This window comes from Streptomyces sp. NPDC090442, assembly GCF_044769405.1.
In the GTDB taxonomy this organism is placed as follows: domain Bacteria; phylum Actinomycetota; class Actinomycetes; order Streptomycetales; family Streptomycetaceae; genus Streptomyces.
Window position 1 is genome coordinate 1 of the sequence record NZ_JBIVXW010000039.1, and the last position, 18,950, is coordinate 18,950.

General features: G+C 73.5%; 19 protein-coding genes and 1 pseudogene. 10 read left to right on the top strand and 10 right to left on the bottom strand.

Going from position 1 to position 18,950, the window contains the following annotated elements:
- Positions 1–201: 201 nt before the first annotated feature.
- From ACIQU6_RS25845 to ACIQU6_RS25855, 3 genes are all read right to left on the bottom strand, one after another.
- Positions 202–1,290 carry a threonine aldolase family protein gene (locus ACIQU6_RS25845; RefSeq protein ID WP_403484055.1) on the bottom strand — a complete coding sequence of 363 codons (1,089 nt, stop codon included), beginning with the start codon at positions 1,288–1,290 and terminating at the stop codon, positions 202–204.
- A complete protein-coding gene (locus ACIQU6_RS25850) occupies positions 1,269–2,030 on the bottom strand; it encodes an SDR family NAD(P)-dependent oxidoreductase (RefSeq protein ID WP_403484124.1) in 762 nt (253 codons plus the stop codon). The genes ACIQU6_RS25845 and ACIQU6_RS25850 overlap by 22 nt, the downstream gene beginning before the upstream one ends.
- Positions 2,031–2,134: 104 nt before the next feature.
- Positions 2,135–3,532 (bottom strand): DUF6421 family protein, encoded by a 1,398-nt coding sequence (locus tag ACIQU6_RS25855; protein WP_403484056.1) that lies wholly within the window; start codon positions 3,530–3,532, stop codon positions 2,135–2,137.
- A gap of 449 nt (positions 3,533–3,981) precedes the next feature.
- On the opposite strand from ACIQU6_RS25855, the gene ACIQU6_RS25860 reads away from it, so the two are divergent.
- The 4 genes from ACIQU6_RS25860 to ACIQU6_RS25875 all read left to right on the top strand — a co-directional run bounded on the left by ACIQU6_RS25860 (position 3,982) and on the right by ACIQU6_RS25875 (position 7,402).
- Positions 3,982–4,665: a glycerophosphodiester phosphodiesterase gene (locus tag ACIQU6_RS25860; protein WP_403484057.1), complete on the top strand. Its 684-nt coding sequence runs from the start codon at positions 3,982–3,984 to the stop codon at positions 4,663–4,665.
- Between the two features lie 147 nt (positions 4,666–4,812).
- Positions 4,813–5,688 carry an ABC transporter substrate-binding protein gene (locus ACIQU6_RS25865; protein WP_403484058.1) on the top strand — a complete coding sequence of 292 codons (876 nt, stop codon included), beginning with the start codon at positions 4,813–4,815 and terminating at the stop codon, positions 5,686–5,688.
- A 17-nt stretch (positions 5,689–5,705) separates the two neighbouring features.
- Positions 5,706–6,605, top strand: a complete 900-nt coding sequence (locus ACIQU6_RS25870; protein WP_403484059.1) for an amino acid ABC transporter permease — start codon at positions 5,706–5,708, stop codon at positions 6,603–6,605.
- Positions 6,602–7,402: an amino acid ABC transporter ATP-binding protein gene (locus tag ACIQU6_RS25875; protein ID WP_403484060.1), complete on the top strand. Its 801-nt coding sequence runs from the start codon at positions 6,602–6,604 to the stop codon at positions 7,400–7,402. Before ACIQU6_RS25870 ends, ACIQU6_RS25875 begins: the two co-directional genes overlap by 4 nt.
- A 24-nt stretch (positions 7,403–7,426) precedes the next feature.
- On the opposite strand, the gene ACIQU6_RS25880 is transcribed toward ACIQU6_RS25875, so the two are convergent.
- On the bottom strand, positions 7,427–7,960 hold the full coding sequence (locus tag ACIQU6_RS25880; RefSeq protein ID WP_403484061.1) for a GNAT family N-acetyltransferase: 534 nt from the start codon (positions 7,958–7,960) through the stop codon (positions 7,427–7,429).
- A gap of 156 nt (positions 7,961–8,116) precedes the next feature.
- Between ACIQU6_RS25880 and ACIQU6_RS25885 the strand changes: the two genes are divergently transcribed.
- The 6 genes from ACIQU6_RS25885 to ACIQU6_RS25910 all read left to right on the top strand — a co-directional run bounded on the left by ACIQU6_RS25885 (position 8,117) and on the right by ACIQU6_RS25910 (position 13,644).
- On the top strand, positions 8,117–8,503 hold the full coding sequence (locus ACIQU6_RS25885) for a VOC family protein (RefSeq protein ID WP_403484062.1): 387 nt from the start codon (positions 8,117–8,119) through the stop codon (positions 8,501–8,503).
- A gap of 98 nt (positions 8,504–8,601) precedes the next feature.
- Entirely contained in the window at positions 8,602–10,152 is a 1,551-nt protein-coding gene (locus ACIQU6_RS25890) for an FAD-dependent monooxygenase (RefSeq protein WP_403484063.1), read from the top strand.
- Between the two features lie 110 nt (positions 10,153–10,262).
- A complete protein-coding gene (locus ACIQU6_RS25895) occupies positions 10,263–10,862 on the top strand; it encodes a DUF5134 domain-containing protein (protein ID WP_403484064.1) in 600 nt (199 codons plus the stop codon).
- A gap of 120 nt (positions 10,863–10,982) precedes the next feature.
- Positions 10,983–11,921, top strand: a complete 939-nt coding sequence (locus tag ACIQU6_RS25900) for a M56 family metallopeptidase (protein ID WP_403484065.1) — start codon at positions 10,983–10,985, stop codon at positions 11,919–11,921.
- Positions 11,922–11,955: 34 nt separating this feature from the next.
- Positions 11,956–12,747: an HAD family hydrolase gene (locus ACIQU6_RS25905; protein ID WP_403484066.1), complete on the top strand. Its 792-nt coding sequence runs from the start codon at positions 11,956–11,958 to the stop codon at positions 12,745–12,747.
- Between the two features lie 120 nt (positions 12,748–12,867).
- The gene (locus tag ACIQU6_RS25910; RefSeq protein WP_403484067.1) at positions 12,868–13,644 is read left to right on the top strand and encodes an SDR family NAD(P)-dependent oxidoreductase; all 777 of its coding nucleotides are present in this window, start codon (positions 12,868–12,870) and stop codon (positions 13,642–13,644) included.
- Positions 13,645–13,784: 140 nt separating this feature from the next.
- Here ACIQU6_RS25910 and ACIQU6_RS25915 read toward each other — a convergent pair whose 3' ends face one another.
- The 6 genes and pseudogenes from ACIQU6_RS25915 to ACIQU6_RS25940 form a co-directional block, all read right to left on the bottom strand.
- A complete protein-coding gene (locus tag ACIQU6_RS25915; protein WP_403484068.1) occupies positions 13,785–14,735 on the bottom strand; it encodes a phosphorothioated DNA-binding restriction endonuclease in 951 nt (316 codons plus the stop codon).
- An 85-nt stretch (positions 14,736–14,820) separates the two neighbouring features.
- On the bottom strand, positions 14,821–15,159 hold the full coding sequence (locus tag ACIQU6_RS25920) for a hypothetical protein (RefSeq protein WP_403484069.1): 339 nt from the start codon (positions 15,157–15,159) through the stop codon (positions 14,821–14,823).
- 98 nt (positions 15,160–15,257) lie between these two features.
- A pseudogene (gene dxr, locus ACIQU6_RS25925) lies at positions 15,258–16,466 on the bottom strand (1-deoxy-D-xylulose-5-phosphate reductoisomerase); the annotation flags it as partial.
- A gap of 30 nt (positions 16,467–16,496) precedes the next feature.
- A complete protein-coding gene (fdxA, locus tag ACIQU6_RS25930) occupies positions 16,497–16,817 on the bottom strand; it encodes a ferredoxin (protein ID WP_403484070.1) in 321 nt (106 codons plus the stop codon).
- A gap of 40 nt (positions 16,818–16,857) precedes the next feature.
- A complete protein-coding gene (locus tag ACIQU6_RS25935; RefSeq protein WP_403484071.1) occupies positions 16,858–17,823 on the bottom strand; it encodes a 4-hydroxy-3-methylbut-2-enyl diphosphate reductase in 966 nt (321 codons plus the stop codon).
- Complete coding sequence (locus ACIQU6_RS25940; protein ID WP_403484072.1) at positions 17,820–18,899, bottom strand: polyprenyl synthetase family protein; 1,080 nt, start codon at positions 18,897–18,899, stop codon at positions 17,820–17,822. The genes ACIQU6_RS25935 and ACIQU6_RS25940 overlap by 4 nt, the downstream gene beginning before the upstream one ends.
- Positions 18,900–18,950: the final 51 nt, after the last annotated feature.

Sequence of the window (18,950 nt, forward strand, 5' to 3'; positions counted from 1 at the left end):
GTGCCAGACGTAAAGCGAAGCAGTCTGGCACCCCCACCCCGCAGGCCCGTCACCGCACCCAACAGCACCGCGCAGCGGACCGGCAGCGGACAACTCGGCTCGCCCCGCGCAAGCGGACCGGCGCCGCAGACGCAAAGAACAACAACCCGCGCGGCGAGAAAGCCGACGACGTGGGAACAGCCCGGCGTCAGCCGCAATCGATTACCGGGACATTTCCTCACGTAGCGCCGAGAGGAACCCGTCGACGTCCCCCTCCTCCGTGTCGAAGGCGCACATCCAGCGGACGATTCCCGCGCTCTCGTCCCAGAAGTAGAAGCGGTACCGCTTCTGGAGGCGTTCGCTGACGTCGTGGGGGAGGCGGGCGAAGACGCCGTTGGACTGGACGGGGTAGAGGATCTCGATGCCGGGGATCTCGCGGACGCCGGTGGCCAGACGTTGGGCCATCGCGTTGGCGTGGCGGGCGTTGCGGAGCCAGAGGTCCTTGGCGAGCAGGGCCTCCAACTGGACGGAGACGAAGCGCATTTTGGACGCGAGTTGCATCGACAGCTTGCGCAGGTGCTTCATGGCGCCGACGGCGTCGGGGTTGAGCACGACCACCGCCTCGCCGAAGACGGCGCCGTTCTTGGTGCCGCCGAACGAGAGGATGTCGACGCCCACGGCGTTGGTGAAGGCGCGCATCGGGACGTCGAGGGTGGCCGCGGCGTTGGCTATCCGGGAGCCGTCGAGGTGGACGAGCATCTTCCGCTCGTGGGCGTGGTCGCAGATGGCGCGGACCTCGTCCGGGGTGTAGACGGTGCCGAGTTCGGTGCTCTGGGTGATCGAGACGACCTGCGGCATGGCGCGGTGTTCGTCCTCCCAGCCGTGCGCCTCGCGGTCGATCAGCTCGGGGGTGAGCTTGCCGTCGGGGGTGGGGACGGTGAGCAGCTTGAGGCCGCCGATCCGCTCGGGGGCACCGCACTCGTCGACGTGGATGTGCGCGGTGTCGGCGGCGATCACCGCGCCCCAGCGGTCGGTGACCGCCTGGAGCGCGACGACGTTGGCGCCGGTGCCGTTGAACACCGGGAACGCCTGGGCGCGTTGGCCGAAGTGGCTCCGGAAGACGCACTGGAGGTGCTCGGTGTACTCGTCCTCACCGTAGGCGACTTGGTGGCCGCCGTTGGCGAGGGCGAGCGCGGCGAGCACCTCGGGGTGCGCGCCGGCGTAGTTGTCGCTGGCGAAGCCGCGGATCTGCGGGTCGTGGTGCTGGCGGGCGTCGGTCTTCGCCCGGTTCACGGCTTGGGGGTCAGCCACAGACGCTGTCCATTCACTTCCTGGGCGGGCCGGTCCCAGACCCCGGCGATGGCCTCGGCCAGCTCCGTGACGTCGGTGAAGCCCGCGAACTTGGCGTTCGGTCGCTCGGCGCGCATCTGGTCGTTGACGAGCGCCTTCACGACCAGGATCGCAGCGGCGGCGCGGGGGCCGGCGTCACCCCCCGACTTGCGGAGGCCGTCCGCCATGGCGAGGGTCCACGCCTCGGCGGCGGCCTTGGACGCGGCGTAGGCGGCGTTGCCCGCGGTGGGCTTGCTGGCGCCGGCGGCGCTGATCAGCAGGTAACGGCCGTTGCCGCTGCGTTCGAGGCCGTCGTAGAAGGCGAGGGAGGTGTGCTGGACGGTGCGGATCAGCAGCTTGTGGAGGGTGTCCCAGTCCGCCAGGTCGGTATCGGTGAACGTCGAGCAGCCGCGCCAGCCGCCGACGAGGTGGACCAGGCCGTCGACGCGGCCGAACTCCTTCTCCGTGCGGGTGGCCCATTCGCGGGTCTGGTCGCGGTCGAGGAGGTCGACGGTCTCACCGATGACCGTGGCGCCGCCGTGGGCGTAGCGCGCCGCGTCGACGGCCTCCGCCAGTCGTTCGGGGTTGGAGTCCGAGCCGACCACCGTCGCGCCGGCCTCGGCCAGCCGCAGGAGGGTGGCGCGGCCCGCCGGGCCGGCCGCTCCGGCCACCGCGATGACCGCGCCCTCCAGCGAACCCTGTCCGCCCGTCGAAGTACCCATCTCCGTCGCCTCCTCGTCGTCCTGCCCCTGGACGGCCGCCGACCGGGGATCCCGGTCGGTCCGCACGCTCTGCACCTGGTGATCCTGCTCGTTCCGCGCGCCCGTCACGCCGCCGCCGGCGTGTCGCTGTGAGCGGTGATGCCCTTGGTGGAGGCGATCACTGTGCGCAGCTTCTTGGCGAGCGCCTCGTAGAACATGCTCAGCGGGAACTCGTCGGGGAGCACGTCGTCCACGAGTTTGCGGGGCGGCCGGTCCAGGTCGAGGGCGTCGGGGCCCTTGGCCCAGGCCGAGCCGGGGTGCGGGGCGAGGTAGCCGGAGACGAGGTCGTAGGCGGCGAACCAGTGGACCAGTTTGGGCCGGTCGATGCCGTCGCGGTAGAGCTTCTCGATCTCGCCGCAGAGCTGGTTGGTGACCTTGGGCGCCCGCTCCCAGTCGATGTGCAGTGTGTTGTCCGTCCAGCGTACGACGTCGTGCTTGTGGAGGTAGGCGAAGAGGAGCTGGCCGCCGAGGCCGTCGTAGTTGCGCACCCGCTCGCCGGTGACCGGGAAGCGGAACATCCGGTCGAAGATCACCGCGTACTGCACGTCGCGGGCCTGCGGGTAGCCCTCGGCCTCCAGTTTCACGGCCTCCTTGAAGGCGGTGAGGTCGCAGCGGAGTTCCTCCAGACCGTACATCCAGAACGGCTGGCGCTGCTTGATCATGAACGGGTCGAACGGGAGGTCGCCGTGGCTGTGCGTGCGGTCGTGGACCATGTCCCAGAGGACGAACGCCTGTTGGCAGCGCTGCTGGTCGTCGAGCATCGTGCGGATGTCGTCGGGGAGTTGGACGCCCAGGATCTCCACGGCGGCGGCGCTGACCCGGCGGAAGCGGGCGGCCTCGCGGTCGCAGAAGATGCCGCCCCAGCTGAAGCGCTCGGGGGCCTGGCGGACCGCGATGGTCTCGGGGAAGAGGACGGCGGAATTGGTGTCGTAACCGGCGGTGAAGTCCTCGAAGGTGATGCCGCAGAAGAGGGGGTTGTCGTAGCGGGTGCGCTCCAGGTCGGCGAGCCAGTCCGGCCAGACCATGCGCAGCACGACGGCCTCGAAGTTGCGGTTCGGGTTGCCGTTCTGGGTGTACATGGGGAAGACGACGAGGTGCTGGAGGCCGTCGGCGCGCGCCTGTGCGGGCTGGAAGGCGAGCAGCGAGTCGAGGAAGTCGGGGATGCCGAAGCCCTCGTCGGCCCAGCGGCGCAGGTCGGCGACGAGCGCCCGGTGGTAGGCGGCGTCGTGCGGGAGCAGCGGGGCGAGTTCGCGGATGGCGGTTATCGCGCGGTCGACCTCGTGGCGGACGGCGGCGGCGGTCGGCGCGCCCTCGGCGGCGAGGTCGATCGAACCGTCCTTGGACTGCCACGGGCGGATGGTTTCGACGGCGTCCTTGAGCACCGGCCACGCGAGGTGCGCGACCACGGGCTCGTCGGAGAGAGCGCCGCCCTGGACACCCACAGGCGAAAGAATTTCCGTCATGACTGCCCTCCGGCGGTAGATCGTCCTGTTAAGACCACGGTAACCAGCCAGGGATCACCCATTCAAGTGGGGATGCTGAAAATTATTCTGCCGACTCGCATGGTCACGGATGTTTTTCCTGTGTGTTACGGGTTCGAGCTCACTTCCTGGCCTCTAGTGGCATGGTCACCGCGTTTTCTGCGGCGCCACCTGGGTAGGTGCGTAGGTCGACTCTGGGCCGAACGGGTGAGGGGGGGTCGGATGCCGGGCGCCGCCGCGGGCGGTGGGCGGGCCGGCGGGGCGTAGCGGGTGCGGCGCGGGGGCACTCGTACGGGCTAGAGGGCACTTGTCCCTACGGCGCTGCCGCACGTCAGCGGATTAGGCTGTGCGCCATTTCGGGCGGCAGTGCGCCGGTGGCCGACTTGTGCACGGAGCCGACAGCAACCGAGCCGACCAGAAGCGAGGCAGCCTTGTCCTTTCTGACCATCGGGCACCGCGGAATGATGGGTGTGGAGCCGGAGAACACCCTGCGCTCCTTCGTGCGGGCCGAACGCGAGGGCGTCGACGCCATCGAGCTGGACCTGCACCTGAGCAAGGACGGGGCGCTGGTGGTGATGCACGACCCGGACGTCGACCGGACCACCGACGGCGCCGGGCCGATCGCCGAGCGCACCCTCGCCGAGCTGCGGGAGCTGGACGCCGGGCGGGGCGAGCGGATCCCGGTGTTCGAGGAGGTCGTGGAGGCGGTGCGGCTGCCGCTGCAGGCCGAGATCAAGGACGTCGCGGCGGCGCAGGCGCTGGTCGAGGTGGTGGGCGCGCGCGACCTGACCGGCCGGGTGGAGGTGATCTCGTTCCACGAGGAGGCGTTGGCGGCGGCGCGCGGCGCGCTGCCGGGGGCCCGCACCGGGCTGGTCGCCGAGCACTACGACGCCGAGGTCGTCGGGCGCGCGACGGCGGTGGGTGCGGAGCTGGTGTCGTTGGACATCCGGCGGCTGACCCTGGAGCTCGTCGAGCGGGCGCACGCCGCGGGGTTGCGGGTGCTGGGGTGGACGGTGAACACCCATGACCAACTGCGGCTGGCGCGGGGGTTGGGGCTGGACGGTGTGGTGACCGACCGGCCGGAGATCCGGCGGGCGGTGCGCTTCACCGCGTAGCGGTCGGCCGGGTGCGGCCCGAACCCGGCGCGCGGGCCGCCGGGTTCGGGAAACGTGCAGTTCACAGCGGTGCAATCTGCTTCCAGCATGCGGACGTTCGGGTCGGTGATCTCGACAGATCGGGCGGTGCGCTGCCACTCTCCGGGCATGCATCCCTCCCGACGCCGCGTGCGTCTGACCGTCTGCGCCACCGTCGTGCTGCTCGGCACGGCGGTCGGCTGCGCCCCGCAGGACGCCGCCCCGGGCGGCACGCAGGCCGCCGGGAAGCGGAGTTGCGCGCCCGGCAGGCTGGCCACCGTGACGCCGGGGACGGTGACCGTCGGCACCGACGAGCCCGCCTACGCGCCCTGGTTCAACGACGACGACCCGGCCAACGGCAGGGGCTACGAGTCGGCGGTGGCCTACGCCGTGGCGAACGAGCTGGGGTACGGCAAGGGCGCGGTGCGGTGGCGGAAGGTGCCGTTCAACAGCGCCTTCGCGCCCGGGGCGAAGACGTTCGACTTCGATATCAACCAGGTGTCGATCAGCGCGTCGCGCAGGCGGGCGGTGGCGTTCTCCTCCGGCTACTACGACGTGCGGCAGGCGGTGGTGGCGCTCAAGGGCTCCAAGGCGGCCGGCGCCAAGAGCGTCGCCGACCTCAAGGGCGTGCGGCTGGGCGCGCAGGTCGGCACCACCAGCCTCGACGTCGTCAACGACACCATCCGCCCCAGCCGGCCGGCCGCGGTCTTCCAGAAGAACGACCTGGCCAAGTCCGCGCTGAAGAACGGCCAGGTGGACGCGATCCTGGTCGATCTGCCGACCGCCTTCTTCATCACCTCGGCGGAGCTCAAGGACGCCGTGGTCGTCGGGCAGTTCGCGCAACAGGGGCCGGTCAAGGAGCAGTTCGGGCTGGTACTGGACAAGGAGAGCCCGCTGACCGGCTGCGTCACGGCGGCGGTCGACGCGCTGCGCCGCAAGGGCACGCTGGCCGCGCTGGAGAAGCGGTGGCTGGCCGACGCGGTCGACGTCCCGGTGCTCAAGTGACGTACGGGGAAGGAGAGATGACGGAGACAGGGAAGGCGGCGGGGAGCGCCGGGTCCGACGTCGTCGACGACGGGTACGTGCCGTCGCGGCGGCGGATCGAGCGGGAGCGGTACCGGCGGGTCCGGGCGCGGCGGGCCGTCGCCGTCGCGGCGCTGAGCACGCTGGTCACCGGTGCGATGCTGGTCCTGGCCGTGGTCGACTCGCCCGGCTGGCCGCGCACTCGGGAGACGTTCTTCAGCCCGGCGTATGCGCGGATCGCGCTGCCGAAGGTGCTGGAGGGGCTGCTGTTGAACCTGCGGCTGCTGGTGGTGTGCGGGGCCGCGGTGTTGGTGTGCGGGCTGCTGCTGGCGGTGGCGCGGACGCTGCGTGGGCCGGTGTTCTTCCCGCTGCGGGCGCTGGCCACCGCGTACACCGACTTCTTCCGCGGAATGCCGCTGATCATCTGCCTGTTGATGGTGGTGTTCGGGGTGCCGGCGCTCCGGCTCCAGGGGGTCACCACCGACCCGGTGGTCCTCGGCGGCGCGGCGCTGGTGCTGACGTACTCGGCGTACGTGGCGGAGGTCTTCCGGGCCGGCATCGAGTCGGTGCACCCCTCGCAGCGGGCCGCGGCCCGGTCGTTGGGGTTGACCGGCGGGCAGGCGCTGCGCTTCGTGGTGCTGCCGCAGGCGGTGCGGCGGGTGGTGCCGCCGCTCCTCAACGACCTGGTGTCGCTGCAGAAGGACACCGGGCTGGTGTCGATCGCGGGCGCGGTGGACGCGGTGTACGCGGCGCAGATCATCGCCGGCAAGGACTTCAACTACACGCCGTACGTGGTGGCCGGGCTGGTCTTCGTGGCGCTGACCATCCCGATGACCCGCTTCACGGACTGGGTCACCGCCCGGATGGACCGCCGGCGCACCCAGGGAGGGACGGTATGAGCACGACGGACGGGGCGGGGACGGTGGACGCGGCGGACCGGGCCGGCGGGCCGGTGCTGCGGATGGAGGCGGTGCGCAAGACGTACGGGCGCGGGCGGAGCGTCGTGCTGCGGGACGTGGATCTGGCGGTCGCCCCGCACAGCGTGACGGTGCTGATCGGGGCCTCCGGGTCCGGCAAGTCCACGCTGCTGCGGTGCGCCAACCTGCTGGAGGAGATCGACGACGGGGCGATCTTCCTGGACGGCGAGGAGATCACCGATCCGCGGGTGGACGCGGACGCGGTGCGCCGCCGGATCGGCGTGGTCTTCCAGGCGTACAACCTCTTCCCGCACCTGAGCGTGCTGGACAACATCACGCTGGCGCCGCGCCGGGTGCACAAGGTGCCGCGCGCCGAGGCCGAGGAGCGGGCCCGTGCGCTGCTGGCGCGGCTGGGGCTCGGCGGGCGGGCCGGGGAGTATCCGGACCGGCTCAGCGGCGGCCAGCAGCAGCGGGTGGCGATCGCCCGGGCGCTGGCCGGGCGGCCACGGTTGCTGCTGCTCGACGAGATCACCGCGGCGCTCGATCCGGAGCTGGTCGGCGAGGTGTTGACGGTCGTGCGGGACCTCAAGGAGGAGGGCATGACGATGGTGATCGCCACCCATGAGATGGGGTTCGCCCGGGAGGTCGCCGACCAGGTGTGCTTCCTGGAGGGCGGGGTGGTCCTGGAACGCGGGGCGCCGGAGCGGGTGTTCGGCGCTCCCGAGCACGCCCGGACCCGGCAGTTCCTCCAGCGGATCATCGAGGCCGGGCGGCTGTGAGCGGCGCGACGGCCGGCCGGGCGGTCAGCCCAGCGGCTTGACCAGCTGCTCGAACTCCAGGTCGGCGCGCTGCGGGATGCCGAACCGCTCGTCGCCGTACGGGAACGGGCTGAGCTCGCCGGTGCGACGGTAGCCGCGCCGCTCGTACCAGGCGACCAGTTCCTCGCGCTGCCGGATCACGGTCATCCGCATCTCGCCGGCGCCCCAGGTGGCCCGGGCGACCCGCTCGGCCTCGGCGATGATCGTCTTGCCCAGGCCGCCGCCCTGGAGGGTGGGCCGGACCGCGAACATCCCGAAGTAGGTGTGGTCGCCGCGGTGCTCCAACTGGCAGCAGGCGATCAACTCGCCGTCCCGCTCGGCGACCAGCAGCCGGCCGCTCTCGTGGCGCACCGCCGCGCCGACGCCCTCGGGGTCGGTCCGCTGGCCCTCCAGCAGGTCGGCCTCGGTCGTCCACCCGGCCCGGCTGGCGTCCCCGCGGTAGGCCGCCTCCACCAGGGCGACGAGCCCGGGGATGTCGTCCTCGGTGGCGGTGCGGAAGGTCAGCGAGGTGGTGGACATGGCACGGGGTCCTCTCGGGACGTAAGGATGGCTGACAGCGAGGCTAACAAGAGGCGGTCGGCAGCGGCAGGGGCGGAGGTCCCCCGCTCCGGGCGGGGGTGGCGGGTGCGCCGTGTCAGGCACCCGTGGCCCGTCGCGCGGCATAGGGTCCCTGGCATGGTGCAGGTACTGAGCAGCAGGGTGTTGTTGCGGCCGACCGATCCGGAGCGGTCGCGGACGTTCTACGGCGAGGCGCTGGGCCTGGCGATCTACCGGGAGTTCGGCACGGGCCCGGAGCGCGGCACGGTGTACTTCCTCGGCGGCGGCTTCCTGGAGGTGTCCGGGCGGTCCGCGGAGGCGCCGACGCCGACGCTCCGGTTGTGGCTCCAGGTTGCCGACGCGGCGCGGGCGCACGAGGAGTTGGTCGGGCGCGGGGTGACGGTGCTGCGGCCACCGGTGCGGGAGCCGTGGGGGCTGATCGAGATGTGGATCGCGGACCCGGACGGGCACCGGATCGTGCTGACCGAGGTGCCCGCGGACCATCCGTTGCGGTACCGGCCCTGACCCGACGGCGAGGTCGGGCGGCACGAGTGCGCGTGGTGCAACTCTGGCCTGCGCAACGGTAACTGGTGGTAGGGGGCGGCGGTCGCTAGCGTCGCGACATGACCACTACGGAACACCCGCTGGGCGGGGAGCACTTCGATGTTGTCATCGCGGGCGGCGGGCCGGTCGGCCTGGCGCTGGCGGGGGAGTTGCGGCTGCACGGGGTCGCGACGCTCGTCCTGGAGAGGGGCCGCCCGGGGGAGGGCGAGCCGCGCACGCTGATGGTGCACTCCCGGACGTTGGAGAGTCTGGACCGGCGGGGTCTGCTGACGGAGTTCGCCCGGGCCCAGGAGCGGCTGCCGGGGCTCGCGGCCTTCCGCCGGGACGTCGACGACCGCGGCGCCCGCGGCCATTTCGCCGGGCTGTTCCTGCTCGGCCGGCACACCGCGGAGCCGGCCGAGCAGCCGCACAACCTGATGCTGACCCACGAGGTCCTCACCGAGTTGTTCGGCCAACGGGCCGCCGCGCTCGGCGCGGTGGTCCGGCACGGCCACGAGGTGACCGGGCTGGCGCAGGACGACACCGGGGTCACCGTCCGGGTGCGGACCGCGGGCGGCGAGTCGGAGGTGCGCGGCGACTTCCTGGTCGGGTGCGACGGCGGGCGCAGCGCGGTCCGCAAGGGCGCCGGGATCGGCTTCCCGGGCACCGATGCGTCGCTGACCAGCCGGATGGGGCGGGGCACCGTCGAGGTCCACGGGGGCGGGGAGCTGCCGGCCGCCTGGGAGCGGACCGACCGGGGCTGGTTCATGCGGATGCCGGACGGGCGGATAGCCGTCGTCGAGTGGGACGCCCCGGAGGCGCCGGAGGGGCCGGCGACCGCGGCGGAACTGGCCGCGGGCATCGAGCGGGTGACCGGGGTGCGGATCACCCTGACCGACGTGGACTTCGTCAGCCGCTTCTCCGACAGCACCCGGCAGGCGGACCGGTACCGCGCGGGCCGGGTGCTGCTGGCCGGGGACGCGGCGCACATCCACTTCCCGGCCGGCGGGCAGGGCGCCAACCTCGGCCTCCAGGACGCCTTCAACCTGGGGTGGAAGCTGGCCGCCGAGTGCCGGGGCTGGGCGCCGGCGGGGCTACTGGACAGCTACCAGGTCGAGCGGCATCCGGTCGCCGCGCAGGTGTTGGCGAACACCCGCGCCCAGGTGGCGCTGATGCGCCCAGGTCCCCAAGTCGACGCGCTGCGCGGGCTGTTCACCGAGTTGATGGCGATGGACGAGGTCAACAAGTACCTCACCGAGATCGTCTACGCCACCGGTATCCGCTACGACCCGGGCCCGGACGGGCACCCGTTGGCGGGGACCTTCCTCCGCGATCTGCCGCTGACGACGGCGGACGGGCCGACCCGGTTGGTGGAACTGCTGCACCCGGGGCGACCGTTGCTGCTGGGGCTCGACGGAAAAGCGGGCGCGGACGGTCTGCGCAAGGCCGCGGCGGGGTGGGCCGACCGGGTCGCGATCGTCCCGGCCGATGCCGAGGGGGTGGGGGCGGCGGCGCTGCTGGTGCGTCCGGACGGCTATCTCGCCTGGGCGGGCGACGCCCCGGTGACCGAGGAGGCGCTGCGGGCGGCGCTGACCGCCTGGTGCGGCCCGGAGCGGCCGGCGGTGGGCTGACCGGCCGGGCGGCGCCCTGCGCTCCCCGTATGCGCCTGTGCGCTCCCATGTGCCACGCCCCGGGCGGGAATCCTGCGGGTGATCTCCGTCCCCCGTCCGGGAGGTGTGCCATGCACACGCCGCCGCTGGTCGGCTGGTTGCTGGTGGCGCTGTGCGCCGCGACCGGCGGCTACTGCCTGTCCCGTATACGCAGCGGGCCCCCGGCCCAGCGGGCGACGGCCCGGAGCGAGGCGCTGATGGCGGGGGGCATGGCGGTGATGGCGCTGCCCGCGTCCGTGGTGGCGCCGCCGGCGTGGGCGCCCTGGCCGTACGCCGTGGTGTTCGGCGCGGCGGCGCTGTGGGCGCTGCTGCGGCGCCATCTGCACCACGCGGTGGGCGCGCTGACGATGGTCTACATGGCGCTCGCGATGGTCGGCATGCGGGACATGCCGGGGATGTCGGGGACGCAGAGTGCGCACGGCATGACGGGGATGACCGGCATGACGGGGGCGGCCGGGGCGGGACATGCGGTGCCGGCCGGGGTGCCGCTGGTGACCGGGGCGTTGCTCGTCTACTACGTGGTCTATGTGCTCACCGCCGGCGTGCGGTTGGCGCCGGGCGGTCCGGCGTCCGACGGCGGTCCCGCCGCGCGCCCGGGTGGGCCCGGTGTGCTGCGGGCCTGCCAAGTGGCCATGGGGGTGGGCATGCTCGCCATGCTGCTGGCGCTCTGAGGGGCGCCGCCGGGCGGCAGTGGCGCCGCCCCGCGGGGCACACCGGGCGGTGGCGTGGCGTGCGTCACTTCCGCCGCAGGACCGTACCAACCGGTAGTCGGCCGCTCATAGGCTGTGGCCATGATGGTCCCCCTCACGCTGATGACCCTCGGCGTGCTGGCCGCGGCGACCGCGCCGCGCCTGATGGCCCGTTCGGACTGGCCGGACCGGGAGCCGGTACTCGCCTTGTGGGTGTGGCAGTGCGTGGTGGCCGGGGTGCTGCTCTGCTGTGTGCTCGCCATGGCGCTGAGCGCGGCCGCCGCCTGGGACGCGGTGCGCAGCCCGGTGTTCGGCTTCGCCCCGCGGGTGGTCGTCGAGGCGTACGCGCTCAACACCTACGGGCCGTGGGCCGGCGTGCTGGCGCTGCTGCTGGCGGGCGGCGGCGCGTGGACGGTGGTGGCGCTGACCCGCGAGGTGCGGGCGGCGCGGACCCGCCGCCGGCGCCGCCGGGCCGAACTCCGGCGCCGTTCACCGCTGCTGCCCGGCGAGGACCCGCGCGGCGGCCGCCTGGTGGTGCTGGAGGGCGACCGGCCGGCCGCCTGGCTGTTGCAGCACCACCCCGCGTCCCAAATGGTCATCACCACCTCGGCCTTGCGGCGCCTGAAGGGCCGTCAGCTCGATGCGTTGATCGCCCACGAGCAGGGGCACCTCAGGGCCCGGCACGACGTGCTGTTGCACTGCGCGTCGGCGCTGGCGGCCGGCTTCCCGCAGATCCCGGTGTTCGCCGCGTTCCGCGACCAGGTGCACCGGCTGGTCGAGTTGGCCGCCGACGACGTCGCCTCGCGCCGCTTCGGCCGGCTGACGATAGCCCTGGCACTGGTCCAACTCAACGAGCACAGCGGGGTGTTCGGGCCGTGCCCGCCCCAGCTCGCGCAGGTCCCGCAGCGGGTCGACCGGCTGCTGGCGCCGGCCGCCCGGCTCACCCCCGGCCGCCGCCTGGGGATGACCGCCTGTGCCGTCCTGCTGCCCGCCGTCCCGCTCGTGGTGACGTTCTGGCCGGGCCTGAACGCGCTGACCTGACCCGCCGCGGCCGGGCCGGCGTCACCATGGAGCCATGACGACCCCCAACGGCACGCCCGACGGGCCGGCCGACGACCGGATCGCCGGCGTCCTGTTCGACTTCTCCGGGACGCTGCTGCGCATCGAGCCGGCGGGCACCTGGCTCCGGGCCTCCCTCGCCGCCTTCCACGCCGCCCCGGGCACGGCGCCCTGCCCGCTCGACGCCGCCGAGATCACCGCGCTGGCCACCGCCCTGGAACGGGCCGGCGCCCTCCCCGGCGGGCCCTCGCCGGCCACGCTCCCCGACGCCCTGACCGCCCTCTGGGAGGCCCGCGACCGCGAGGCCCGCCACCACCGCGCCCTCTACACCGGACTGGCCCGCCAAGTCCCCCTCCCCCACCCCGAGTTGTACGACCCGCCGAGCGACCGCTCGCTCTACGACGTGCTCTACGACCGCCATATGACCCCGGACGCCTGGCTGCCCTACCCCGACGCCGCCGAGGTGCTCACCGCGCTGCACCGCCGCGGCATCCGCACCGGCGTGCTCAGCAACATCGGCTGGGACCTCCGCCCGGTCCTGCGCGCCCACGGTCTGGACCGCCACCTCACCGCCTGCGTCCTCTCCTACGAGCACGCCCTCCAGAAGCCGGACCCGCGCCTCTTCGCGCTCGCCTGCGGTGCGTTGGGCCGCTCCCCCGCGCAGGTCCTGATGGTCGGCGACGACCGGACCGCGGACGGCGGCGCCACCGCCGTCGGCTGCCGCTACTTCCCCGTCGACCACCTCCCCGTCGACCGCCGCCCGGACGGACTGCGCCCCGTTCTGGACCTGGTCGACGACACCGTGTGATCGTCTGAGGCCAGGTGCTCGTCGCGCTCACCGGGGTGCGACGGCCGGCAAGCGCCAACACCGGCCCGCCCCGGCCCGTCTCGCCCCCTCTCGTTCCGTCGCATCCAGGAGGCCCGCCCCATGTCCACCCCGTACCTCGACGCGCTGTTCTCACTCTCCGGCCGGCGGGCCCTGGTGACCGGGGGCAGCTCCGGGATCGGCCGGGCGATCGCCGAGGCGCTGGGCCGCGCCGGGGCGGAGGTCGTCCTGATGGCGCGCCGGCCGGAGCCGTTGGCGGCGGCCGCCGAGGAGTTGCGGGCGGCGGGCGTCGCCGCGGACTGGGTCGCCGCCGACCTGGGCGACCGGGCGGCGGTGCGGGCCGGTGCGGACGAGGTGGCGCGCCGGTTCGGCGAGCCGGACATCCTGGTCAACTCCGCCGGCGTCAACCCCCGCCCGCCCATGGACGAGTTGGGCACCGAGGAGTGGGACCGCACGATGGCGGTCAACCTGGACGCCCCGTTCCTGCTGGGCCAGCGGTTCGGGCCCGGGATGGCGGAGCGGGGCTGGGGCCGCATCCTGCACCTCGCCTCCCAGCAGTCGATCCGGGCGTTCGGCAACAGCGGCGCCTACGGGGTGTCCAAGGCCGGACTGGCGGCACTGACCCGCTCCCAGGCCGAGGCGTGGTCCCGGCACGGCGTGTGCGTCAACGCCCTCGCCCCGGGCTTCGTGCGCACCCCGCTCACCGCCGAGGTCTACGCCGACCCGGACCGCGTCGAGGCGATCGCCCGCCGGACGATGGTCGGCCGCACCGGCGAACTGGCCGACCTCGCCGGCGCCGCGGTGTTCCTGGCCGGCCCGGGCGCGGCGTACGTGACCGGCCAGACGGTCTTCGTGGACGGCGGTTTCTCGGTGACGTGAGGGGCGGTGGGGGTCCCTTTCAGCCGTGGGGTCGGCGCGCCCTCGCCCGCCCGCGCGCCCGCATCGGACTCAACGGACTCAACGGACTCAACGAGCTCAACGAGCTCAACGAGCTCAACGAGCTCAACGGCCCTGGACGATCAGTCCGTTGCGAGGGTGTGGTAGTTCGTGGGGGTGAGGACGGGATCGCGGGGGGCGCCGCGGAAGACCTGTTTGGCGTGCCAGGCGCGGTGGTGTTCGGCGACCGGTGCGAAACCGGGCTGGGGGCCGAGGACCGGCTGGCCGGCGAGGGCGAGGACCAGCCGTCGGCTGGCCTCGTTGCGGCCGACGAAGCGCTGGGAGACCTGGATGCGGTGGTCGTTGCCGAGGCCCAGGACCCCCTTGTCGAAGAGCTTGTAGTGCAGGGCGCACAGACACAGGCCGTTGTCGACCGCGTCCGGCCCGTCGTGGCTCCACCAGCGCACGTGCACGGCCTCCAGCCCGACCGCGCTGGTGCGCAGCCGCGCGTCGCCGAGCGCCCCGTCGTAACCGCAGAACGCGCACTGGTACTCGTAGGCGGTGAAGACGAGTTCGCGGATCCGCGGGTCCCGTTGGCGTCGGGCCGTCTCGTTCGCGGGGTGTGCGGGGCCGAGTTCGGCGCGCTCCAGGTCGAGGCCGACCGCCTCGCACAGGTCGCCGTGCAGGGACGGCGGGAAGTGGGCGTCCAGCGCCACCCTGACCAGGCGGCCGAGCAACGCCGGGTCCGCGGCGAGGGCGTCCCGCAGGCCGGGGGCGAGGCTGCCGGTGGCTCCGCTGGAGCGGAGTTCGCCGACCTTGGCGCCGGGGCTGCCCGGTCCCCGGTCGGTGTGGACCTCCCACACGCCGTCGCTGACGAGGTGGTGGAAGGGGTAGGCGGGGGTCGTCGGGTTCGGCGGTCCGTACTCGGCGAGCAGGCGCTTGAGGTCGTCCTCGACCGCGGTGTAGCGGAGTTCGGCGTCGGCGTCCCGCTGGTAGCTGCCGAGGGCGTAGAGGAGCAACAGCGGCTTGTGCGGGGCGCGGACGCCGTTCTGCGTCCACCGTCTGAGGTCCACCACCCGTTCGAGCCACTCCATAACGGGTCAGGGTAGTTCGTTGCGCAGACGTTTCTGCAGGGGACGTGGGCGGTGGGCGCCCGGGGAGACCGGTGCGCGTTCGCGCTCAGGGCGTCGGGTGGTCCGGGGGCGGGGAGGCGGCGATCACGTCGTCGTGGATCTGCTGGCGCGTGGAGTTGACCATCTCGTTGATGGCGGCGGCCAGGGGGAGGATGTCGCCGGGGCGGTCCAGGGTCACGAACCGGTCGGTGGACTCGTCGAGGAAGGCCATGGTCCGGTGCATCAGGGCGCGCGCCTCGGGGGTCACGGGCAGGGCGTCGGCCTTGATGAGGTTGAGCATCGTCTCCAATGCCCGGGCCAGTTCGCGGACCACTTCGCGCATCTCCACGTCGTCGTCGCCGTCGCGGTCGGGGGTGCGGTCGCCGTCGCAGTCGCCGGAGTTCATTTCTCTACGATCCCGGATCGGGGGTGCGGAATCCAGGCTTTCCGTCGCATCTCACCGATTCGGGGCGGTAGTTGGCGGGGGGGCGTTGGGTGGCCCTGTCAGCGCCGTGGTCCGCGGCGCGCGGCCGATCGCCCCGCGTACGTCGCCAGTTCGCGGGCCCGGGCGTGCGCCCAGGCTTCCGCCGCCACGATGTCCGACAGGGTGAGCGCGGCCCCGTTGGCCGGGGTCCCGTGCTCGGCCACCACCGCGGTGACCGTCTCCACGATGCCGGCGAACGGCAGCCGGCCGGCGAGGAACGCGGCAACGCACTCCTCGTTCGCGGCGTTGAGGACCGCCGGGGCGGTGCCGCCCACCTTGCCTACGCAGCAGGCGAGTTGGACCGCGGGGAACGCCTCCGCGTCGAGGGGGAGGAACTCCCAGGCGAGGGGCGCGGCCCAGTCGAAGGCGGGCGCCGCGTCGGGGATCCGCTCGGGCCAGCCGAGCCCAATGGCGAGCGGGCCGCGCATGTCCGGCGGGGCGGCCTGCGCCAGCGCCGAACCGTCGACGAACTCCACCATGGAGTGCACCGCGGACTGCGGGTGGACGACGACCTCGATGCGGTCGAGGGGGACGCCGAAGAGCAGGTGCGCCTCGATGACCTCCAGGCCCTTGTTGACCAGGGTCGCGGAGTTGACGGTGATCGTCGGGCCCATCGACCAGGTGGGGTGGGCGAGCGCGTCGGCGGGTGCGGCATCGGCGAGTTGGGCCCGGGTGCGGCCCCGGAACGGGCCGCCGGACGCGGTGAGCAGGAGCCTGCGCACGTCCGCCCGCGTGCCGGCGGCGAGCGCCTGGAAGAGCGCGGCGTGCTCGGAGTCGACCGGGACGATCTGCCCGGGCCGGGCCAGTTCCGCCACCAACGGGCCGCCGGCGATCAGCGATTCCTTGTTGGCGAGCGCCAGGGTGCGCCCGGCCTTCAGGGCGGCGAGCGTCAGGGCCAGGCCGATGGAGCCGGTGATGCCGTTGAGCACCGTGTGACAGTCGGAGGCGGCGAGTTCGGACGCCGCGTCGGGGCCCGCGAGGATCTCGGGCGGCGGCTCGGCCCGGAACTGCGCGGCCAGCGCCTGACGCAGCGCCGGCACCACGTCCGCGCGCGCCACCGCCACGGTTCGCGCCCTCAACCTGCGTGCCTGTGCGGCGAGTTGACCGACCCGCGCACCACCGGCGGCGAGCCCGGTGACACGGAACCGGTCGGGGTTGCGCCCGATCAGCTCGACGGCCTGGGTGCCGATCGAACCGGTCGAGCCGAGGACGACCACGTCCCGGCGGCCCGCGGCCGGTGCCGGCGGGCGGTGCCGGGGTCATGGGGTGCGGGCCGTCTGCTGGGCGATGAGGGGATGGTCACGCGCGACCGGGCCGAGCCGGGCGGCGCCGCCCGGCGCGCCCAACTCGGCGAAGAACTCGGCGTTGGCCACGTGGTAACGGTGCCACTCCTGCGGGGTGTCCTCCTCGTAGAAGATCGCCTCGACCGGGCAGACCGGCTCACACGCCCCGCAGTCGACGCACTCGTCCGGGTGGATGTACATCGAGCGGGAGCCCTCGTAGAGGCAGTCGACGGGGCACTCCTCGATGCAGGACTTGTCCTTGACGTCGATGCAGGGCAGCGCGATGACGTAGGTCACGGATGACTCCCGAGCAGCCGGGGTGGGGTCGGATCGGGGCTCAACTGTCGTCGTGGGGAAGGAGGGGGCGGGGCAGCGCGAAGCGCTGGGTCTCCTCGGTGGAGCGGACCACCTCCACGTGGTCGAAGCCGCGGTCGGCGAGCCGGTCCAGGACGCCGTCGACCAGCACGTCGGGGACGGAGGCGCCGGAGGTGACGCCGATGGTGCGCACCCCGTCGAGCCACTCCGCCGCCAACTCGTCCGCGGTGTCCACGAGATGGGCCGCGGTGGCGCCCGAGGCGAGGGCGACCTCGACCAGCCGGACGGAGTTGGAGGAGTGCGGGGAGCCGACGACCAGGACCAGGTCGGCCTCGGCGGCGATCTGCTTGACGGCCTCCTGGCGGTTCTGGGTGGCGTAGCAGATGTCGTCGCTGGGCGGGCTGGTCAGGGCCGGGAAGCGGTCCTTGAGGGCGGCCGCGGTGGCCATGGTCTCGTCGACGGAGAGCGTGGTCTGGGACAGCCAGGCGACCTTCCGCTCGTCGCGGACGTGGACGTCGGCGACGTCCGACGGGCCGTCCACCAGGTGGATGCGGCCTGGGGCCTCGCCCATGGTGCCGACGACCTCCTCGTGGCCCTCGTGGCCGATGAGCAGGATGTCGTAGCCCTCGTCGGCGAAGCGCCGGGCCTCCCTGTGGACCTTGGTGACCAGGGGGCAGGTGGCGTCGACGACAGTCAACCGGCGCCGGGCGGCCTCGGCGTGGACCAGCGGGGCGACGCCGTGGGCGGAGAAGACCACGGTGGCGCCCTCGGGCACCTCGTCGGTCCGCTCGACGAAGACGGCGCCCCTGCGCTCCAGGGCGCGCACCACATGGGCGTTGTGGACGATCTGGTGCCGGACGTAGACCGGCGGCCCGTGCCGTTCCAGGGCCTGCTCCACGGTGGCGACGGCGCGCTCCACGCCGGCGCAGTAGCCGCGGGGCGCGGCCAACAGCACGCGGCGCGGGGCGGGTTGGGCGTGGGTGGTCATGCGGACCTCCGTACGGCGGCCTCGGCCAGGGTGTGCAGGGCGGTGGTGGCGGGCGGCGGGAAGTCGGCCGCGTCCAGCGCCGCCAGGGCCCGGAGACGGCGGGTCTCGATCATTTCCTCGACCGTGTCGCGGGCGCCGGTGGCGCGGATGATGTCGCGGACCGCGGCCGCGTCGGCGGCGCGCAGGCCCGGCCGGCCCAGGTGGCGGCGGAGGAAGGAGCGCTGGTGCGGGTCGGCGCGGCGCAGGGTGAGGGCGATCAGCGGGGTGTGCTTGCCCTCGCGCAGGTCGTCGAGGTCGGACTTGCCGGTGCGCCGCGGGTCGCCGAAGACGCCCAGGAGGTCGTCGCGCAGTTGGAACGCCTCGCCCAGCGGGATGCCGAAGTCGCTGCACGCGGCGAGGAGTTCGGGACCGGCGCCGGCCAGCGCGGCACCGGCCTGGAGGGGGCGTTCGACGGTGTAGTGGGCGGTCTTGTACCGGGTGACGGCCAGCGCGCTGTCCAGGTCGTCGCCGGGGGTACCGGTGGACAGCAGGTCCAGGTACTGGCCCAGCAGCACGTCACGGCGCACGGCGTCCAACACCGGCAGCACGGCCCGGTACTCGCCGTCGGTGAGCCGCGCGGTCCGCAGCAGGTGGTCCGACCAGACGAGGGTGAGGTCCCCGAGCAGCAGGGCGGCGCTGGCCCCGAACCGCAGGGCGTCCGGCCCGCGGCCCGTCAGGTGCCGGGCGGCCAGGGCGCGGTGGACGGTGGGACGGCCGCGGCGGGTGGCGGAGTCGTCGATCAGGTCGTCGTGGATGAGCACGGCGGCGTGCAGCAGTTCCAGCGAGGCGGCCAGGCGCAGCGCGGCGCCCCGGCCGCCGGCGCCGCCGGCGGCGTGCCAGCCGACGACGCACAGCAGGGGCCGCAGGCGCTTGCCGCCGGCCCCGACGAGTCTCCGCAACGCGCGGACGAGTTCGGGGAGTTGGGGGTGGGGTGCGGTCCGTTCGAGGTCGTCGAGGAACGCCGCGAGGACCTCGTCGACGGAGGCGCGGATGTGGTCCAGGTCCAGCGGGGCCGCCATGAGGGGCGCGGGGGTCATGACCGGGGGTCCTTTCCCCCTCCGCCCGGGCCGGGAGGCCGGTAGCGGTCC

Bases quoted from the DNA above. Each gene is read 5' to 3' on its own strand.
- ACIQU6_RS25850 (WP_403484124.1), bottom strand. From the start codon at position 2,030: ATGGGTACTTCGACGGGCGGACAGGGTTCGCTGGAGGGCGCGGTCATC.
- ACIQU6_RS25855 (WP_403484056.1), bottom strand. From the start codon at position 3,532: ATGACGGAAATTCTTTCGCCTGTGGGTGTCCAGGGCGGCGCTCTCTCC.
- ACIQU6_RS25865 (WP_403484058.1), top strand. From the start codon at position 4,813: ATGCATCCCTCCCGACGCCGCGTGCGTCTGACCGTCTGCGCCACCGTC.
- ACIQU6_RS25870 (WP_403484059.1), top strand. From the start codon at position 5,706: ATGACGGAGACAGGGAAGGCGGCGGGGAGCGCCGGGTCCGACGTCGTC.
- ACIQU6_RS25875 (WP_403484060.1), top strand. From the start codon at position 6,602: ATGAGCACGACGGACGGGGCGGGGACGGTGGACGCGGCGGACCGGGCC.
- ACIQU6_RS25880 (WP_403484061.1), bottom strand. From the start codon at position 7,960: ATGTCCACCACCTCGCTGACCTTCCGCACCGCCACCGAGGACGACATC.
- ACIQU6_RS25885 (WP_403484062.1), top strand. From the start codon at position 8,117: ATGGTGCAGGTACTGAGCAGCAGGGTGTTGTTGCGGCCGACCGATCCG.
- ACIQU6_RS25890 (WP_403484063.1), top strand. From the start codon at position 8,602: ATGACCACTACGGAACACCCGCTGGGCGGGGAGCACTTCGATGTTGTC.
- ACIQU6_RS25895 (WP_403484064.1), top strand. From the start codon at position 10,263: ATGCACACGCCGCCGCTGGTCGGCTGGTTGCTGGTGGCGCTGTGCGCC.
- ACIQU6_RS25900 (WP_403484065.1), top strand. From the start codon at position 10,983: ATGATGGTCCCCCTCACGCTGATGACCCTCGGCGTGCTGGCCGCGGCG.
- ACIQU6_RS25905 (WP_403484066.1), top strand. From the start codon at position 11,956: ATGACGACCCCCAACGGCACGCCCGACGGGCCGGCCGACGACCGGATC.
- ACIQU6_RS25910 (WP_403484067.1), top strand. From the start codon at position 12,868: ATGTCCACCCCGTACCTCGACGCGCTGTTCTCACTCTCCGGCCGGCGG.
- ACIQU6_RS25915 (WP_403484068.1), bottom strand. From the start codon at position 14,735: ATGGAGTGGCTCGAACGGGTGGTGGACCTCAGACGGTGGACGCAGAAC.
- ACIQU6_RS25920 (WP_403484069.1), bottom strand. From the start codon at position 15,159: ATGAACTCCGGCGACTGCGACGGCGACCGCACCCCCGACCGCGACGGC.
- ACIQU6_RS25935 (WP_403484071.1), bottom strand. From the start codon at position 17,823: ATGACCACCCACGCCCAACCCGCCCCGCGCCGCGTGCTGTTGGCCGCG.
- ACIQU6_RS25940 (WP_403484072.1), bottom strand. From the start codon at position 18,899: ATGACCCCCGCGCCCCTCATGGCGGCCCCGCTGGACCTGGACCACATC.